This is a genomic window from Gillisella vitis, from assembly GCF_001541345.2.
Taxonomy (GTDB): Bacteria; Pseudomonadota; Alphaproteobacteria; order Rhizobiales; family Rhizobiaceae; genus Allorhizobium; species Allorhizobium vitis.
Map to the genome: position 1 here is coordinate 92,397 of NZ_LMVL02000010.1, position 15,732 is coordinate 108,128.

General features: G+C 56.5%; 13 protein-coding genes and 1 riboswitch. Of the genes, 1 reads left to right on the forward strand and 12 read right to left on the reverse strand.

Going from position 1 to position 15,732, the window contains the following annotated elements; genetic code table 11:
* Window positions 1–15: 15 nt before the first annotated feature.
* From ASB66_RS24465 to epmA, 6 genes are all read right to left on the reverse strand, one after another.
* Complete coding sequence (locus ASB66_RS24465) at window positions 16–978, reverse strand: DUF1839 family protein (RefSeq protein ID WP_171431008.1); 963 nt, start codon at window positions 976–978, stop codon at window positions 16–18.
* A gap of 2 nt (window positions 979–980) precedes the next feature.
* Window positions 981–1,889: an amino acid--[acyl-carrier-protein] ligase gene (locus ASB66_RS24470; RefSeq protein ID WP_060716876.1), complete on the reverse strand. Its 909-nt coding sequence runs from the start codon at window positions 1,887–1,889 to the stop codon at window positions 981–983.
* Window positions 1,890–1,893: 4 nt separating this feature from the next.
* Window positions 1,894–3,108, reverse strand: coding sequence for an acyl-CoA dehydrogenase family protein (locus ASB66_RS24475; RefSeq protein WP_060716877.1), 1,215 nt, complete (start codon window positions 3,106–3,108; stop codon window positions 1,894–1,896).
* The gene (locus tag ASB66_RS24480) at window positions 3,108–3,359 is read right to left on the reverse strand and encodes an acyl carrier protein (RefSeq protein WP_060716878.1); all 252 of its coding nucleotides are present in this window, start codon (window positions 3,357–3,359) and stop codon (window positions 3,108–3,110) included. The genes ASB66_RS24475 and ASB66_RS24480 overlap by 1 nt, the downstream gene beginning before the upstream one ends.
* A 232-nt stretch (window positions 3,360–3,591) precedes the next feature.
* Window positions 3,592–4,641, reverse strand: a complete 1,050-nt coding sequence (locus ASB66_RS24485; protein WP_060716892.1) for a lysine-2,3-aminomutase-like protein — start codon at window positions 4,639–4,641, stop codon at window positions 3,592–3,594.
* Window positions 4,638–5,711 carry an EF-P lysine aminoacylase EpmA gene (gene epmA / locus ASB66_RS24490; protein WP_171431010.1) on the reverse strand — a complete coding sequence of 358 codons (1,074 nt, stop codon included), beginning with the start codon at window positions 5,709–5,711 and terminating at the stop codon, window positions 4,638–4,640. The genes ASB66_RS24485 and epmA overlap by 4 nt, the downstream gene beginning before the upstream one ends.
* Window positions 5,712–5,873: 162 nt before the next feature.
* Here epmA and efp point away from each other — a divergent pair, with 162 nt between their 5' ends.
* Window positions 5,874–6,443, forward strand: coding sequence for an elongation factor P (gene efp / locus ASB66_RS24495; RefSeq protein WP_012654285.1), 570 nt, complete (start codon window positions 5,874–5,876; stop codon window positions 6,441–6,443).
* A 211-nt stretch (window positions 6,444–6,654) separates the two neighbouring features.
* On the opposite strand, the gene ASB66_RS24500 is transcribed toward efp, so the two are convergent.
* From ASB66_RS24500 to ASB66_RS24525, 6 genes are all read right to left on the reverse strand, one after another.
* Window positions 6,655–8,106, reverse strand: a complete 1,452-nt coding sequence (locus ASB66_RS24500; protein WP_012654286.1) for an efflux transporter outer membrane subunit — start codon at window positions 8,104–8,106, stop codon at window positions 6,655–6,657.
* Between the two features lie 111 nt (window positions 8,107–8,217).
* Complete coding sequence (locus ASB66_RS24505; RefSeq protein ID WP_060716880.1) at window positions 8,218–11,352, reverse strand: efflux RND transporter permease subunit; 3,135 nt, start codon at window positions 11,350–11,352, stop codon at window positions 8,218–8,220.
* A 44-nt stretch (window positions 11,353–11,396) separates the two neighbouring features.
* Window positions 11,397–12,632, reverse strand: a complete 1,236-nt coding sequence (locus ASB66_RS24510; protein ID WP_060716881.1) for an efflux RND transporter periplasmic adaptor subunit — start codon at window positions 12,630–12,632, stop codon at window positions 11,397–11,399.
* Between the two features lie 172 nt (window positions 12,633–12,804).
* Window positions 12,805–13,473: a TetR/AcrR family transcriptional regulator gene (locus ASB66_RS24515; RefSeq protein WP_060716882.1), complete on the reverse strand. Its 669-nt coding sequence runs from the start codon at window positions 13,471–13,473 to the stop codon at window positions 12,805–12,807.
* Window positions 13,474–13,478: 5 nt separating this feature from the next.
* Complete coding sequence (locus tag ASB66_RS24520) at window positions 13,479–14,429, reverse strand: phosphoribosylaminoimidazolesuccinocarboxamide synthase (protein ID WP_060716883.1); 951 nt, start codon at window positions 14,427–14,429, stop codon at window positions 13,479–13,481.
* A 216-nt stretch (window positions 14,430–14,645) separates the two neighbouring features.
* Complete coding sequence (locus ASB66_RS24525) at window positions 14,646–15,299, reverse strand: energy-coupling factor ABC transporter permease (RefSeq protein WP_060716884.1); 654 nt, start codon at window positions 15,297–15,299, stop codon at window positions 14,646–14,648.
* A 53-nt stretch (window positions 15,300–15,352) separates the two neighbouring features.
* A riboswitch (cobalamin riboswitch) is annotated at window positions 15,353–15,566 on the reverse strand.
* Window positions 15,567–15,732 lie beyond the last annotated feature (166 nt).

Consider the following 15,732-nt stretch of genomic DNA (forward strand, 5'->3'; position numbering starts at 1 on the left):
TGACCAGATCTGGCCTCATACCATCTTGTTGGCAAGCCCGGTCATCAGCCTGTCCCATGCGTCAATGGCGGGGTCAAGAGCTGCTTTTAGCGGTTCGAATTTCTTGCGAGTGATGGCGCGGGCCAGCTGGAACTGGACCGTTTTTGCCAGTTCGGAAATCCGCAATGCTTCGGCAATTTCGCTCGTATAGCGCCCATCTGCGGCGAGCCAGTGCAGATGACTGGCCAGAAGCTCGAAATTCGCCCCTAATTGCCGCAGTGTGTTGAAGGCATAAGTGTGAAAATAGCCGAAGGGTCGCTCCGCGATGGCTTCCACTTGGGCCGGAAAGACCTCTGCAAACTCTGCAAAGGGATTGCCTTTCGGGCGGCGGGCAAAGTGAAAGGCGAAAAGCCGCTCAGCGACCTGGCGCAGATGCGTCTCATCCGGCCGGGTTTCGGGGAGTTTGGCAAATTCGGTATAGGGCAGGAACGGTGCGGTCTCTGGTGCTGCTAATTGCCAAATTCCGTCGAAATCCTCAGCCTCCAGCCGGAAAAATCCGCCATTGTGGAAATAATCCATCGACCGGCCTGCGAGATCCAGCCGGTTGACGCCGACCGTGGTCTTGCCATGGTGCTGGCGATAACCGACACCTGCGGTATCGGGCATGAAATAGCTGTCCATTTCGACAAGGCACAACCGGCCACGGCTGATCTGCTGGGCCACATGCGTTTCGGCCCGGTCGAAAATTGCCAGCTCGGTGACGCGGATGCCGTAAAGCGCTTCAAGATCTTCCAGCGGCACCTTGAAGAAGGTGAATTGGTCGCCCTCGAAATCCTGGGTCAGGGTAAAGCCCAGCATGGCCTCCGGCGGCAGGCCCAGCACGGACAGGACCTCGATCCACAGATCGACATAGCAATTGGTCTCTGGCCACATGCGCTCCGCCGAATGCAGCAGATGGGGAGTATAGCGAGCCGGATCGAGCGGCAGGACCGTGGTCATCATCAGCCCCAGAGTGCGGTGCGCACCGATTGCGGCCAGGCCTTGACGTCCAGTCCGTGGTGATGGAACAGCGCCAGCGCGATCCGCTCCAAACCGAAGCCGACGCAAGCGGTATGAGCAACCGAACCGTCTTCCAGGTTCAGGCCCCATTTGCTGCCAAAGGCATCCTGATGATAGTTGAAGCTCATGCAGGCGGTGGGCTTGGCGACCGAGGTGATCGGGATCAGCAATTCGAATTTCAGGTTCTGGTCGCGCTGGTTATTGGCCAGCATCTTGCCGGCGCGTCCGAAGAACGGATCGTTGGCAATGTCGATTTCGACCGGCAATGCCACCTCTTCCATCATTTTCAGGCCGCGATCCATCCAGGTCTGGCGAAAATCGGTGACATGGCTCTCTGAGCCCATGCAGACATATTCGCGCATGCGAAACAGCTGCTGGCGGGCCGGATCGGTCGAGGGTTCATGGCGGAAACAATAGGATTGCAAATCGAACAGTGCGCCGGAGGCGGCAATCGGTCCACGCTTGGCAATGGTCGGATACAGCGGATAGCAGGCGGCAGGCGTCAGCACGATATCCGTCGCTTTCTGGTCCTTCGTCCAGTCCTCATCGGCATCCATGCATTTCAGCAGGCTGACATGGTCAAGCTCGTTGCCGCAGAAGCTGTGCACGGTGCCGGCCAGTTGCGGAAAGCTCTTCATATAGCCGCTGGTCTCGAAAAAGGCCCGGTTCATGCCCGGCGGAAAGCGCAGAGCTTCGGCGCCATCCGCGCCACCGAACCGGTCGATCAACCGCTCGAAAGCGGCGATAACATCCTCGAACTGGCCGCTGCGGCCATAAAGCCCGTCCACGCCAGTGTCTATCAGCAGGCCGGCATCGAACAGCCGGTCCAGAAAATTGGCTTGCGTATCCATTTGCTTACCCCAGCAGATGTGTGTCGAGTTTGTGGACCAGCAACATCGTTGATGTGTTGGCGAGAATGCGGTCATTGGAAATCATCAGCCGGGCGGAATGCGCGTCGCGCAGATGGCGGCCAAGACTGTAGGGCGTGCCGTTTTTGTAGCCCATGATGCCGCAGATCAGCATGGCCTGGTTGATGATGTCGATAATCGTCTCGGACGAGGCGATCTTGACATTGTTCATCGTCACCGAAAAGCCGAAGGACGACAGCTTGTCGCCGTCGTTTTTGGCCTCTTCATAGGCGTGCAGCGCCGCCACCACATTGGAGCGCACCAGCTGCAACAGATTGGCGGCTTGCGCCAGATGCAAGGCACCAGGCGGCATCTGACCCATTTGCGCGGTGTTTTGGCTCTTACGGGCGGCGGCGCGCACGAAACTTTGCGCTCTCACCACGGCATCAACGGCGATGCCGTACCAGACGCCGCTCCATAGAATATGGGAGGCGGCCAGCATCGACTGGGCGGCAATGTCGGCGAAGGGCTTCGGCAGGATCTGGACGGCTGGCGCTTCGCCCTTGAACAGGAAGCCATCGGATCGCGTGCCGCGCATGCCCAGCGTATCCCAGTCCACGGTCTTCTCCAAGCTATATTGGCCCTTGAGAAATACCGTCATCACCTGGTCGGACGGGGCGGCATCCTTATGGGCGCGCGAGGTAATCAGGATCGCATCGGCCTCTGATCCATAGGAAATGACCGTGGCGTCCTTTTCCAGTCGGCAGGTGTCGCCGTCGATCTCGATGGCGCAGATGGAATTGCGCAGATTGCCGCCAATGCCGCCTTCAGTCGTGGCGGAGCCGAGCAGCAATTGTGCATCAGCAACCCGTGCCATGAAGCTGCGCTGCCAGGCATTGTCCTGGGCATGTTCCACGAGGCTGGAACATTTGATGTGATGCATGGCGAAAATCATCGCGCTGGAGGCGCAGGCCTGGCCAAGCGTGGTGCAGATCTCGGCAATTGCGGCAAATCCGGCATTTTCACCGCCAAGCTCCGCTGGGATCTGGATGCCGAGCAGTTGCTCCGCCTTCAATGCATCCACGGTCTCGCGCGGAAATCGGCCCTGGCGATCGACATCCTCGGCATATTGCGCAGCAATGGCGGCAACGCGCGCCGCGCGGGCGGCGAGATCACCTTTGGGCAGTGATGTTTCAAGGGCGTGAGTGGCCGGAACGGTCATCAGGCAACCTTCCGATCCTCCAGGATCTGGCGCACCGTGCGTTCGATGGCCTCGATGCTGGCAAAGGATTTGCGATTGAGCAGGTGGTCTGGAAATTCGATGTCGAAGGCTTCCTCTATACCGAGCATCAGTTGCACGGAAGCAAAGGAAGACAGTCCCAGTGCGTAAAGATCGGCATCAGCCGCAATCTCTGTAACGGCAACCTGTAAGCCGCCGACTCTGCCCAGAATAGTCCGAATGGTCTCGTTCATCTCAACCTCTCATAGGAAATCTGTCTGATCAGGAAGATTGAAATAGACCAGAAATCGTAAGATTAGGCTAATATGAATATTTCAATTCTTTTGATCCTGTCCAAAATTCTAACAGAATCGTTGAGATTTCAAATCTTTAAGGTTTGTTGTTCTGGGCTTTTTTTGGTATTATCTCATCTTTCTTTAAGGTTGTATTTTTGAAGTCATCTACTTTAGATTGCGATAACCATGTCTACCTATCACGATAAATATGGTGATGCCCATGGAAGTCCGTGACCCGATAATGATCGCCGTCCTTGCTGATCCGGCTCGCATCGATCGGCGCCTTGCCATGGCCGCCGGGAATATCCAACACGTAAGTCGGCTGACAGAGGCCAGACAGATGCCCATGTAAGGCCGAAACGATGGCTTGGCCTTCCTCTATGCTGAGGCGGAAATGGCCGGTGCCGGGCGCCAGATCCGGGTGATGCAGGTAATAAGGCCGGATACGCATGTCGACAAAAGCCCGCATCAGCTCCGCCAACACGCCAGCATCGTCATTGACACCCTTCAGCAGCACCGTTTGACTTAAAAGTGCAAAGCCGGCTTGCAGGAGCTTTGCGCTCGCCGCCCTGGCTTCATGCGTCAGCTCACGCGGGTGGTTGGCGTGGATGGCGATATAGGTGGTCTTGCCGCTCGCCTGCAAAGCGTCGAGCAGATCCTTGTCGATACGGGCCGGATCGGCAACCGGAACACGGCTGTGAAACCGGATGATCCGGACATGATCGATGCTACCCAATTGCTGCAAGATCGACCGCAGCCGGCGTGGCGACAGAACCAGCGGGTCGCCGCCGGTAAAGATGACCTCCCAGATCTCCTTATGGTCACGGATATAGGCTATGGCCGCGTCTAACGCTGGACCTGAGAGCAGGCCATCGCCTTCCGGCCCGACCATTTCGCGGCGAAAACAGAAACGGCAATAGACCGGGCAGCTATGCACCACCTTTAACAGAACTCGGTCGGGATAGCGATGGACAATACCTTCGACCGGGCTATGGGCATGGTCACCGATGGGATCGGCCCGCTCCACCGGTAGATGCTCCAATTCGCCAACCTGGGGTATGAATTGCGCGGCAATCGGGTCTTTGGGGTCGTTTGGATTGATCAAAGCCAGCATGGCGGGCGTAATGGCGATGGCGTAGCGGGCAGCGACCGCGTCCAATTCCGTGCGGGTTTCGGCAGTAACAAGTCCGGTCTCGATCAGTTCCCCGACAGTTTTCACGGTTCTGATGGGAGCGGTCACGGCTGCGGCTCCGCCACCGGCGTCCACAACACCTGCTCGATCCGCTGTGCGCCGGTCGCCAGCAGCACCAGCCGGTCGAAGCCGAGCGCGATGCCAGAGGCTTCGGGCATGATGGCCAGTGCCTCCAGAAAATCCTCGTCGAGCGGATAGGTCTCGCCATAAACCCGTTGTTTTTCCGCCATTTCCAGCATGAAGCGACGGCGTTGCTCCTGCGGATCGGTCAACTCGCCGAAGGCATTGGCCAGTTCGACGCCGCAGGCATAAAGTTCGAACCGTTCGGCGACGCGCGGATCGTCGGCCGCAGGCCGGGCGAGGGCGGCTTCCGCCACGGGATAGCGGTCGAGAATGGTGGGCTGGCCAAAGCCCAGATGCGGTTCGACTTTTTCAACGATCACCCGGCTGAACAGATCGGCCCAGCTATCGTCTTCGGCGACGCGCATGCCCCCCTGCCGTAATTGTGCGGCCAGATGGTCACGATCGGTTTCGCCACCGACAAACACGCTGCCCAAAAGATCAATGCCCGCATGGCGCTCGAAAGCATCGGCAACGCTGAGCCGCTCAAACGGGGCAAATGGATCGCAAACGCCGCCGCGAAAGGAAAATTGCCTTGTTCCGGTCGTTTCGGCGGCAAGCGCCAGGATGGCGGCGCAATCGTCCATCAGCCGCTCATAGGCTTCCCCAGCGCGATACCACTCCAGCATGGTGAATTCCGGGTGGTGCAGGGGACCGCGCTCCCGGTTGCGGTAGACATGGGCAAAGCAGGCGATGCGGGACTCACCAGCGGCCAGCAGTTTCTTGCAGGCAAATTCCGGTGATGTATGCAGGTAAAGAGGATGCGATTGGCCATCATTGCCGATAGCGCTTGTTGCGAAGGCATGCAGATGCGCCTCATTGCCAGGCGAGACCTGCAAGGTTGCCGTATCGACCTCCAGGATGTCGTGACGGCTGAAATAGAGCCGCAGGGCGGCCTGGATGGCATTGCGGCCAAGCAGGAAGGGGCGGCGGTCGGTATGGACCTGCGGTGTCCACCAAGGGGAGGCGGAGAGGCGCTTTTCGCTCATTCCAGTCATTCCACTCTTAATCTTTCGTCCTTGGCCGGCAATTCGGCTGCAACACGGGCTGGCTATTTCGGCAAATTTGGGTTAGGTGCGCCCCATGCAACGTCACAGCATGTCAAAGGGGCGCAAGGTCGTCCTTTACGATGTGTGTTTGAGAGATACAAGGAATTCCGAATGGTCAAGGTCATCGCCTCTTCGGTCCGCAAGGGCAATGTTCTCGAAGTCGACGGCAAGCTCTATGTCGTGCTTACCGCGCAAAACTTCCATCCCGGCAAAGGCACGCCGGTGACCCAGATCGACATGCGCCGCATCGTTGACGGCGTGAAGGTGTCTGAACGTTGGCGCACGACCGAGCAGGTGGAGCGCGCTTTCGTCGAAGACGTCAACCACCAGTTCCTCTACGAGGATGGTGAAGGCTTCCACTTCATGAATCCAGAAAACTACGATCAGATCGTCGTTGATGTCGAGACGATGGGTGACCAGAAGGCCTATCTCCAGGAAGGCATGACCTGCGTCATTTCCATGTATGAAGGTGTTGCGCTGGCGCTTGACTTGCCGCGCCATGTGACGCTGGAAATCATGGAGACCGAACCGGTCGTGAAAGGCCAGACGGCATCCTCGTCTTATAAGCCTGCAATGCTTTCCAACGGCATCCGCACCCTGGTGCCCCCGCATATCAATGCCGGAACCCGTGTTGTGATCGCCACCGAAGACAATTCCTATGTTGAGCGTGCCAAGGACTGATGTCCGGCGGTTCGATCTGTCGTTTCTGCCTGATGTTTGATTAATGAAAAGCCCGGTCTCCTTTGCGAGCCGGGCTTTTTGCTATTACGCGGCAATTTTAAAGACGCTTGCGTTCGGTGCTGCCGGCAATACGCAATGCAAACAAAATGGCCATCAATAAAAAACGCCCGGCGATCAGGATCGCCGGGCGTTTGCATGAGAAGTCTGATGCTTACTTGGCTTTGGCAAGCGCAGGCGGGATATCCGCAGGCTTGACATTGGCTTCAATAGCCTGGGCCTTGCCGTTGAAATTATAACCGCCGCCAATGGCAACATTCAGTGTCACATAGTCATTGGCCATTTGCTGGATCGATTCGGCAAGGCTGGCCTGAGCGGTGGTCAACTCACGCTGCGCATCCAGGACATCGAGCAGGGACGACGCGCCGTCCTTATAGGATGCGGTCGAAAGTTCGAGCGCTTCCTTGTAGGACTTTACATAGGCACGATTGGCTGCAACGGCGCGCGCATCGCGGTTATAAGCAGCAAGCGCGCTTTCAACGTCTTCGACGCCGTTCAGCACAGTCTGCTTCCAGGCCAGGTATTTTTCACGAGCGACCGACTGGGCATTCTTGACATTGGCGCGCAGCGTGCCGCCGTCGAATATCGGCAGGTTGAGCGATGGCCCGAATGACCAGGTATTGGCTGTGCCATGCGTGTTGGAATGGACATAGGAAGGCGAGATCGAACCGCTGAGCGTGATGGACGGCAGCAATTGCGCCTGGGCATTGCCAATATCGTAGACGGCGGCGGCCAGATCGCGTTCTGCCTTGCGGATGTCAGGGCGGTTGCGGATCAGGTCAGCCGGAATTCCCGACAGAACCACACGACGGGCAACCGGCTGAGGTGCATGCTTCTTCAGATCGTTGATGAGCGTCGAGGCCGGAAGGCCAAGGAGTGTCGAGATATGATAGGCATTGCTATAGAAGTTGGCTTCAAAACCAGGAATATCCGCCAGCTGCGAGTTGACCAGACCTTCGGACTGGACGACATCGAGGCGCGAAGCAGCGCCGGCCTCAAGCTGTAGCTTGGTCAGTGCCAGGGTTTCGCGGCGAGACTTGACGGCTTCGTTGGCGATTGCGATGCGAGCTTGATAGTAGCGGGCGTCGATATAGGCTGTCGCCAGATCGGAAAGATAGGTCAGGCGAGATGTATCGACGCTGGCATAGGCGGCATCGAGCGATGCAGTGGCGCTCTGCTTGGCGCGGCGATATTGACCCCAAAGATCGAGAAGCCAGGATGCGGAAAGCTCGCCTTTGGATTCCCAGGCCCGAGGCTGAGAATTATAGCCGCCATTGGTTTGGCTGCCGCTTTCGCTTGCCGTGCCTGTCAGGCTTGGCAGGCCGCCGGCAGATGAGGTGACGACAGTCGCGCGCGCCTGCTCGATCCGTTCCAGCGCTTGCAGAACATCGAGATTCTGGTTGACGCCCTGGTTGATCAGCGTGTTGAGGCGCGCATCGTTGAATGCCGTCCACCACTGCACAGTGGTGGTGTCCTGTGCAGACTTCGTCCCGCCCTCTGTAAATTTGGCAGGAAGTGCGGTTTGTGGCGGGCTGTGCTCGGGCCCCATCACGCAACCTGACAGAAGCAGCATTGCAAAGGGCGCAGCTAAGCGTACGGAGACCATCTATTCTATCCCTGTTTCAATCCGAAGGCGCGCCGAGCAAGCAATGGGCCGCGACCGCCACAATCTCGAAAATGCCGCGCTTTTTTTGGAGCGCGGCAACTGTTTTTTAACCTATCGTTTCTGCTCTGCTTGTAACAGCTCTTCTTTGGCTTTTGCACGGTTTGAAGCGCGTCTGACAATGACAAAAAAGGATGGAACAAAGAAAATTCCGAGCAGTGTTGCAGAAAGCATACCACCGAGTACGCCGATACCGATTGCGTTCTGCGCCGCAGAGCCCGCGCCAGTGGCGATTGCCAGCGGAACGACACCAAGAATGAAGGCGAGCGATGTCATGATGATCGGCCGAAGACGCAGTCTTGCCGCCTCCAGGGTCGCATCCATCAGGCTCAATCCGTGTTCCTGCCGCTCCTTGGCGAACTCGACGATCAGAATGGCGTTCTTTGCCGCCAGACCGATTGTGGTGAGCAGCCCGACCTTGAAGTAGACGTCGTTGTCCTGCCCCATCAAGGTTGCTGCCGCAACGGCGCCAAGAACACCAATCGGCACGGCCATGATCACCGAGAAGGGGATCGACCAGCTTTCGTAGAGTGCCGAGAGGCATAGGAAGACGATCAACACCGACAAGGCGTAGAGCAAGGGCGCCTGCGAGCCTGACAGTCTTTCCTGATAGGAGATGCCCTGCCAGGCGACGGTGTAGCCGCCATCCATCTTGGAAACCAGCCGCTCCACTTCGTTCATGGCATCACCGGAGCTGACGCCGGGTGCCGCAGAACCGTCGAGCGAGAAGGCGGTGACAGCGTTGAAAGCCGAAATCGAAGGAAGTCCGTTGACCCATTTTGCGTCCGTGAACGATGAGAAGGGCACCATCTCACTGCTCGAATTGCGGGCATCCCAATATTTTATGTCCTCAGCCTGCATACGATACGGGGCATCGCCTTGCACATAGACCTTCTTGATCTTGTTGTTCAGCGTGAAGTCATTGACATTGGTGCCAGCGAAAATGGTCGTCAGCATTGAGTTGGCGTCGGAAATCGTTACGCCCATGGCGCTGAGCTTTTCCTGGTCGAGAACAAGCTTGACCTGACTTTCCTCATCGCGGTCGTTCGGGCGCATAGCGGTGATAAGGCCGCTGCTATTGGCCTCTGCCAGCAATTGTTTCGCGGCGATAGACAATGCTTCCGAGCCGTGGTTCCCGTTATCGACGAGATACAAGGAAAAACCACTGGAATTGCCCATGCCCTGAATGGCAGGTGGCAGAATCGGAAAGACCTGCGCTTCACGAATGGTCATGAAATAGCCCATCGCGCGTTGGACGATGGCGCCAGCGGCCATCTCCGGCTTCTTGCGCAGGTCGAAATCCTTCAGCTTGGCGAAAACCAGACCGTAGTTCTGACCACTGCCGTTGAAGCTGAAACCATTGACGGCGAAAACCGAATCGACAACGCTGCTTTCCTTGTCGAGCAGATAATCCTCAACTTTTTTCATCACTTCGCCCGTCTGTGCCGAGGTCGAACCATTCGGAAGCTGGACGATCGTCATCAGTACGCCCTGGTCTTCCTGCGGCAGGAAGGAGGAGGGCAGGCGCAGGAACAGCCAGGCGCAACCGCCGACCAATACCGCGAATATCAACAGAAGCCGGAGTGGGCGCCTCAGCAGGTGACCAATGGACCAGACGTAGCCATTGGTCGTGCGGTCGAAATTGCGATTGAACCATGCCGCTGGTCCGGTCGTCTTCTTATGATTCTTGTCGATCGGTTTCAGTATCGTCGCGCAAAGCGCAGGTGTCAGGACGAGTGCGACAACCGCAGAAAGCAGCATCGCCGAAATGATGGTGACTGAAAACTGACGATAGATAATGCCGGTCGAGCCACCAAAAAACGCCATGGGAACGAATACGGCCGTCAGCACCAGAGCGATGCCGATGATGGCGCCAGTGATTTCGCCCATTGATTTCTGGGTCGCCTCCAGGGGAGGAAGACCCTCTTCGGACATAATGCGCTCGACATTTTCCACCACGACGATGGCATCATCGACGAGAAGGCCGATGGCAAGCACCATGGCGAACATGGTCAGTGTGTTGATCGAATATCCCGTCAGCGCTAGAATGCCAAACGTACCAAGCAAAACGACGGGCACGGCGATCATCGGAATGAATGTCGCCCGGAGGTTCTGTAGGAAGATCAACAAGACGAAGAAGACGAGGACGATGGCTTCAATCAGCGTATGAACGACCTTTTCGATCGAAAGTGATACGAAAGGCGTTGTGTCGTAAGGATAGATGATGCTGACATTCTGAGGCAATGCTGGTGCGATCTGCGCCAGCTTGGCCTTCACACGGGAGGCCGTATCGAGAGCATTCGCTCCCGTTGCAAGGTTAACCGCGAAGCCGGATGCCGCCTTACGGTTTGACCGCGACGTGGATGTATAGCTCTCCTGGCCGATTTCAACACGGGCCACGTCGCTCAAACGGACATTGGCACCGCTGGTATCGACTTTCAAAATAATCCGCTCAAAGTCCGACACAGTGGTCAGCTGGCTCTGAGCCGTCATGGTGATATTGATCTGCTGTCCTTCGACGGATGGAAGGCCGCCGACCGAGCCAACGGAGACCTGCGTATTCTGCGCCTCTATGGCTGATGTGACATCGGCAGGGGTCAGCTGAAACTTGCGCAGCTTGAAGGGGTCGAGCCAGACGCGCATGGCAAAGGCGGAGCCGAAGGCATTTATATTGCCGACGCCTTCCAGGCGTTTCACCTGATCTTCAATCTGGGCGGAAAAGATATCGCCGAGGTCTGCCGATGTGCGCTTGCCATCCGTGGACACAAGAGCGCCAACCAACAGAATACTGGAGGTCGATTTCGTCACTTCGATGCCGAGATTCTGCACCACGGAAGGTAATTGCGATTCCACCAGTTGCAGCTTGTTCTGGACTTGGACCTGAGCCATGTCCGGATCGATGCTGTTGTCGAAGGTCAACGTGATGGATGACGATCCAGACGTCGATGAAGAGGTCATATATGTCAGGCCATCCAGCCCGGTCATTCCGTCCTCAATGATCTGAGTAACGGTCTTCTTGACGGTATCGGCGCTGGCACCTGTATAGGTGGCGCTGATTTTTACGGATGGTGGTGCGATTTCTGGATATTGCGAAATCGACAGGCTGGTGATAGCCAGCCCGCCGCCCAGCATGATCACGATCGCGATCACCCAGGCGAAAATCGGTCGCCGTATGAAGAATTTTGACATGAGTTAATTCCTGATCACGATGTTGCAGGAGATGTCCTTTGACATCATGATTTCGGTGCTTCCGTCGCAGCCTTGCCTGCTGCCGGCGCAATAACAAAGCCCTTGGAATCGATTTGAGCAGGTACTGGCTTGACGGTCGCGTTATCGGTAATCGACTGGAAGCCGTCGAGGATCAGTTGATCGCCATCCTTGACGCCGTCATTAACTAACCAGCTATTGCCAGACAACTTGCTGCTTGGGAATGTTCGGGTTTCGACCTTGTTGTCGGAATTGACGAATTTCGCGGTCAAGTCGCCGTTCGCATTGCGGGACGCAGCACGCTGGGGAATGAGATAGCCTTCCTCCTCGCCGACGGTAATGGTGGCACGAACATACATGCCAGGCAGAATGAGGTCGTCGGGATTATCGAACAATGTGCGAACAGAAACTGTGCCGGTCGTGGTGCTGACGGCCATTTCCGACATGTCGATCTTGCCCACATGCGGGTATTCCGTGCCATCTTCCATCGTCAGACGGATATCCGTCGTGTCGGCATCCGCGCCACCGCTGTTGCGCTTGAGGTTTCCGGCCTTGATGGCGGCGCGCAGGCGCAAGAGGTTCACGCTGGATTCGTTCAGCTTGATATAGATCGGATTGATCTGGCGGAGTGTCATCAACGAGTCCGTTTGACTGGCCGTAACCACGTTGCCGATCGAATAATTGGTTGCCGAAGTCACGCCATCGAAAGGCGCCTTTACGGAGGTCAGATCCAGATTGATCTGCGCGGTCTGAAGAGAGGCCCGCGATTCAGACACGGATGCCTTTGCCTGGAGCAGCGTCGTTTGGGCGTCTTCATATTCTTTTTGCGATGCACCGGTATTGGCCAGACGCTCATAGCGCTGAAGATTTGCCTCCGCAGCCGGTACGCTCGCCTCGGATTTTTCCAAGGTCGCCTTGGCTTCATCCAACGAGGCCCTATAGGTATCCTCGTCGATCTTGTAGAGCAGATCGCCAGCCTTGACGAAGCTGCCCTCCTTGAAGGCGATTTCCTTGATCACGCCGCCAACCCGTGGACGAATGTCAGCGGTTTGGAAAGCTTCCGCGCGACCCGACAATATGGTCGTCAGCGGTGCGGTGGATTTTTTAATTGCAAGAACACTCACCGGGCTTGGTGGTCTTTCGCCTCCGGCCCCCCCTGGTCCTCCTGGGCCGCCGGCTTGCTTTTTCCCGTCATCGCTGCATCCGCTCAGCGCAATCGCCGCCACGAGAATAATGGATGACAGGGTGAGATGTCTGGCCATGCGCAGATCCTAATTTCCGAGATAGTCTTGTTCTGACAGTTTCAGTAAAAGAAAATGATCACAAGACAATAAAATTCCGTAACCGCTCTATCGGCCGTTGTTTTTTGCGCGATGGCATCCAGGACACGGCTTGCCCACAAACGGCGTATATCGTGACGTAAATTAACAACCGTCACTTTGCAAGTGGATTTTGCAGTGCGGTAGTCACGAGGCCAATCAAATCCCGGCAGCGAATATGGAGAATCTCGGGCTTTTCCCGCGTGATTGAAAGTGGATGGATAACCCCTTCCAAAGCGGTGGCAATGACGGATGCAGTATGACGCGGATCGGTTACGAAAAAGTCGCCCGTCGCCACGCCTTCAAGGACGATGGTTTCGAAAATTGCGCAAATCTTTTCCCGGTAGAGATCGGCGGCGGTGAGTTCCAGATCGGTGGTCAGCACGATCATTTTGAACAGATGCGGATTGTCGCAAACGTCCTGCAGCAGTTTGGTCAGCAGCTGCTCGGCCATTTGCAGCAACTTCATCTGTGGTGAAGAAAGCATTTCCAGGTCAGCGAGCCCGGCCATTAGTTTTTCAAGATGGGCCGTCGCGATCGCGTCGACCAGCGCGGTTTTGGAATGAAAATGCTTGAATACATTGGCCGGAGACATTTCCAGCTCTGCTGCGATATCCGCCATCGCCACCTGTTGGTACCCGCGCTGGCGAAACAGCTCCTCTGCTGCCCGGAGGATCTCCTGGCGAGTTTCGGCCGCCGGACGACGTGACCTGCGCGGGCGGCATGGTTGCTGCTTGCCAGCGCCTCGTCCGGTGGGTTTGCCAGTGCTTTTGGGCGCTGTCATGATCGTCAGCGCCGGTCGAGATAGGAGAAGAGATTTGCCTTCACGCGATCAAAGGGCGTTTCACCGGAATTATCGGCCTGGAACGTCAATCCTGTGATGGCCTCATAGGCCTGGATATAGACTTTGGAGGTTGCCTCGACCAAGTCCTGTGGAATTTCCGGAATCTCGTCCTTGTACGGATCGCATCGTTCCGCCACCCAGGACCGCACGAAGTCCTTGTCGAAGCTTGCCGGCCGGGTTCCCTGGGCGAAGGCCTGTTCATACGTTTCGGCAATCCAGTAACGGCTGCTATCTGGTGTATGGATCTCATCAGCCAGAAGGATGTTCCCGGCCTCGTCTGTGCCAAATTCATATTTGGTATCGACCAGAATAAGGCCGCGTTCGGCCGCTTTCTGTTGGCCGCGAGCGAAAAGAGCCAGCGCGTATTGGGATAGTTGCCGCCATTGATCAGGCGTCAGCAGGCCGTTATCGATAATTTCTGCTGGTGTGAGCGGTGCATCGTGAGCACCGTCAAATTCCTTGCTGGTCGGCGTAATAATCGCCTGCGGCAGTTTCTGATTGTCACGCATGCCGTCCGGCAATGTCATGCCATACATCGTTCGCTGCCCTTTTTTATAGAGCGTCAGGATCGATGTTCCGGTCGTGCCGGCCAGATAGCCGCGCACCACCACTTCCACGGGGAGAATTGTCAGACGTTTGCCGATGACAATGGCAGGATCGGGATAGGCAATGATATGGTTGGGGCAAATATCGGCGGTCTGTTCAAACCAGTAGCGCGCCGTCTGGGTCAGGACCTGACCTTTATAAGGGATGCAAGCCAGGATACGGTCGAAAGCGCTCAAACGATCTGTCGATATAATGACACGGCTGCCATCCGGCAGATCGTAATTTTCTCTGACCTTGCCGCGATAATAGTTGGGAAGCTCGGGAAAAAAAGCTTCTTTCAAAATGCGCATCGCTCGGCCCCTTTAATGTCGCTGCCATCTCGCGTTGGTGATCTGGTTCAAGCGCGTAAGTCAATTTTATCGCTCAAACACGTCATGAACATTCCAACCGGCTGCTCTCAATATGATGCAGTCCTAGCGCGCCTAACCCATCGCGGTGGGATTTTCAAAGAAAAAAGCGCGCGGCCATCGCTCGCGCGCTTCCCTCTCACTTAAACTGCGCCGATCTCAGGCAAAGGTCAAACGGTCGATCTCGGTGATCTGGCTGGTCACGCGAAGGTGCCGTATCCGCCGTACGGCGAGCACGACGGCAAACGTGATGCATGCCTCAATGGCAAATACTGGTGCATAAGCAATGACCCAGCGTCCCCAGTCGGCAAACGCAAGCCCGTCATTAGAAATAGCCAGCCAGAAACCGACCATGGCCGAAACCCCGGCATAATAGGTGGCGTCTAGCCCCAACACCCTGGCGAGATTGAAACGCGTGCCAACTTCTCCAGAAAAAAGCCGCTTCCCAAAGGTATAATGCACCACCATCATCGGCAGCATCAGCGATAGGGCATTGACGCCGAGATGGGGAATGTCGCCCGGCTCGAACAGAAATGCCTGTAGCACGAGACCAAGCGCAAAGCCGAGCATGGCGGGTGTAAAGCCGAAGAGAAGATAAATGGTGGTCGCACCGATCAGATGCAATTCCGATGGCCCTACTGGCAGATGCCAGACCTGCATCATGATTGAGAAAGCAACGGCAGCGAGCGCCGTCTTAGGGAGCATCAGAGGATGACGCCAAAGTGCAGGTAACTGAGAGGCAACCAGTGACAGCGCTGCGGCATTGGCAAGCGCTATCCTGGCCGGATCGATAATCCCGACTTCTATATGCATTGTGATCAAGTCCTTTCTTCCGCGCCCTCCGCGCGGGGATGGTGAGAACCGCTTTCGCGGCATGCTTATCGGCAGGTCTCCTGGCTCACGGGTCTGGGCTTTGTCCGCCTTATCGGCCGTGGGGCCAATGGCATGATGGACATCGCTCGCCGTTCACAGTTGCGGGGGCAGCCACGGTTTCGGCCCTTACTTGGGTCGTCCTCACCGTATTCCCTTTTCATCCGCGCGCGTTTTGACACTTGCAGAACCGATACGCTGCCACTTTAGGGAGCGGTTACTCTCCTGTCCATGAAAAGACGTCTATCGGTGGCGTTTTGCCCGTCAGATGCCCGAATTTCACGGTTTGAACGCCGCGCCAAACGATACGGTCGGTTTTCTTTGCCACTATTTCGTTTATTTATCAGTAGCTTATTGAAAAAATGATTCAACCTTC

Bases quoted from the DNA above. Each gene is read 5' to 3' on its own strand.
- ASB66_RS24465 (WP_171431008.1), bottom strand. From the start codon at position 978: ATGACCACGGTCCTGCCGCTCGATCCGGCTCGCTATACTCCCCATCTG.
- ASB66_RS24470 (WP_060716876.1), bottom strand. From the start codon at position 1,889: ATGGATACGCAAGCCAATTTTCTGGACCGGCTGTTCGATGCCGGCCTG.
- ASB66_RS24475 (WP_060716877.1), bottom strand. From the start codon at position 3,108: ATGACCGTTCCGGCCACTCACGCCCTTGAAACATCACTGCCCAAAGGT.
- ASB66_RS24480 (WP_060716878.1), bottom strand. From the start codon at position 3,359: ATGAACGAGACCATTCGGACTATTCTGGGCAGAGTCGGCGGCTTACAG.
- epmA (WP_171431010.1), bottom strand. From the start codon at position 5,711: ATGACTGGAATGAGCGAAAAGCGCCTCTCCGCCTCCCCTTGGTGGACA.
- efp (WP_012654285.1), top strand. From the start codon at position 5,874: ATGGTCAAGGTCATCGCCTCTTCGGTCCGCAAGGGCAATGTTCTCGAA.
- ASB66_RS24500 (WP_012654286.1), bottom strand. From the start codon at position 8,106: ATGGTCTCCGTACGCTTAGCTGCGCCCTTTGCAATGCTGCTTCTGTCA.
- ASB66_RS24505 (WP_060716880.1), bottom strand. From the start codon at position 11,352: ATGTCAAAATTCTTCATACGGCGACCGATTTTCGCCTGGGTGATCGCG.
- ASB66_RS24510 (WP_060716881.1), bottom strand. From the start codon at position 12,632: ATGGCCAGACATCTCACCCTGTCATCCATTATTCTCGTGGCGGCGATT.
- ASB66_RS24515 (WP_060716882.1), bottom strand. From the start codon at position 13,473: ATGACAGCGCCCAAAAGCACTGGCAAACCCACCGGACGAGGCGCTGGC.
- ASB66_RS24520 (WP_060716883.1), bottom strand. From the start codon at position 14,429: ATGCGCATTTTGAAAGAAGCTTTTTTTCCCGAGCTTCCCAACTATTAT.
- ASB66_RS24525 (WP_060716884.1), bottom strand. From the start codon at position 15,299: ATGCATATAGAAGTCGGGATTATCGATCCGGCCAGGATAGCGCTTGCC.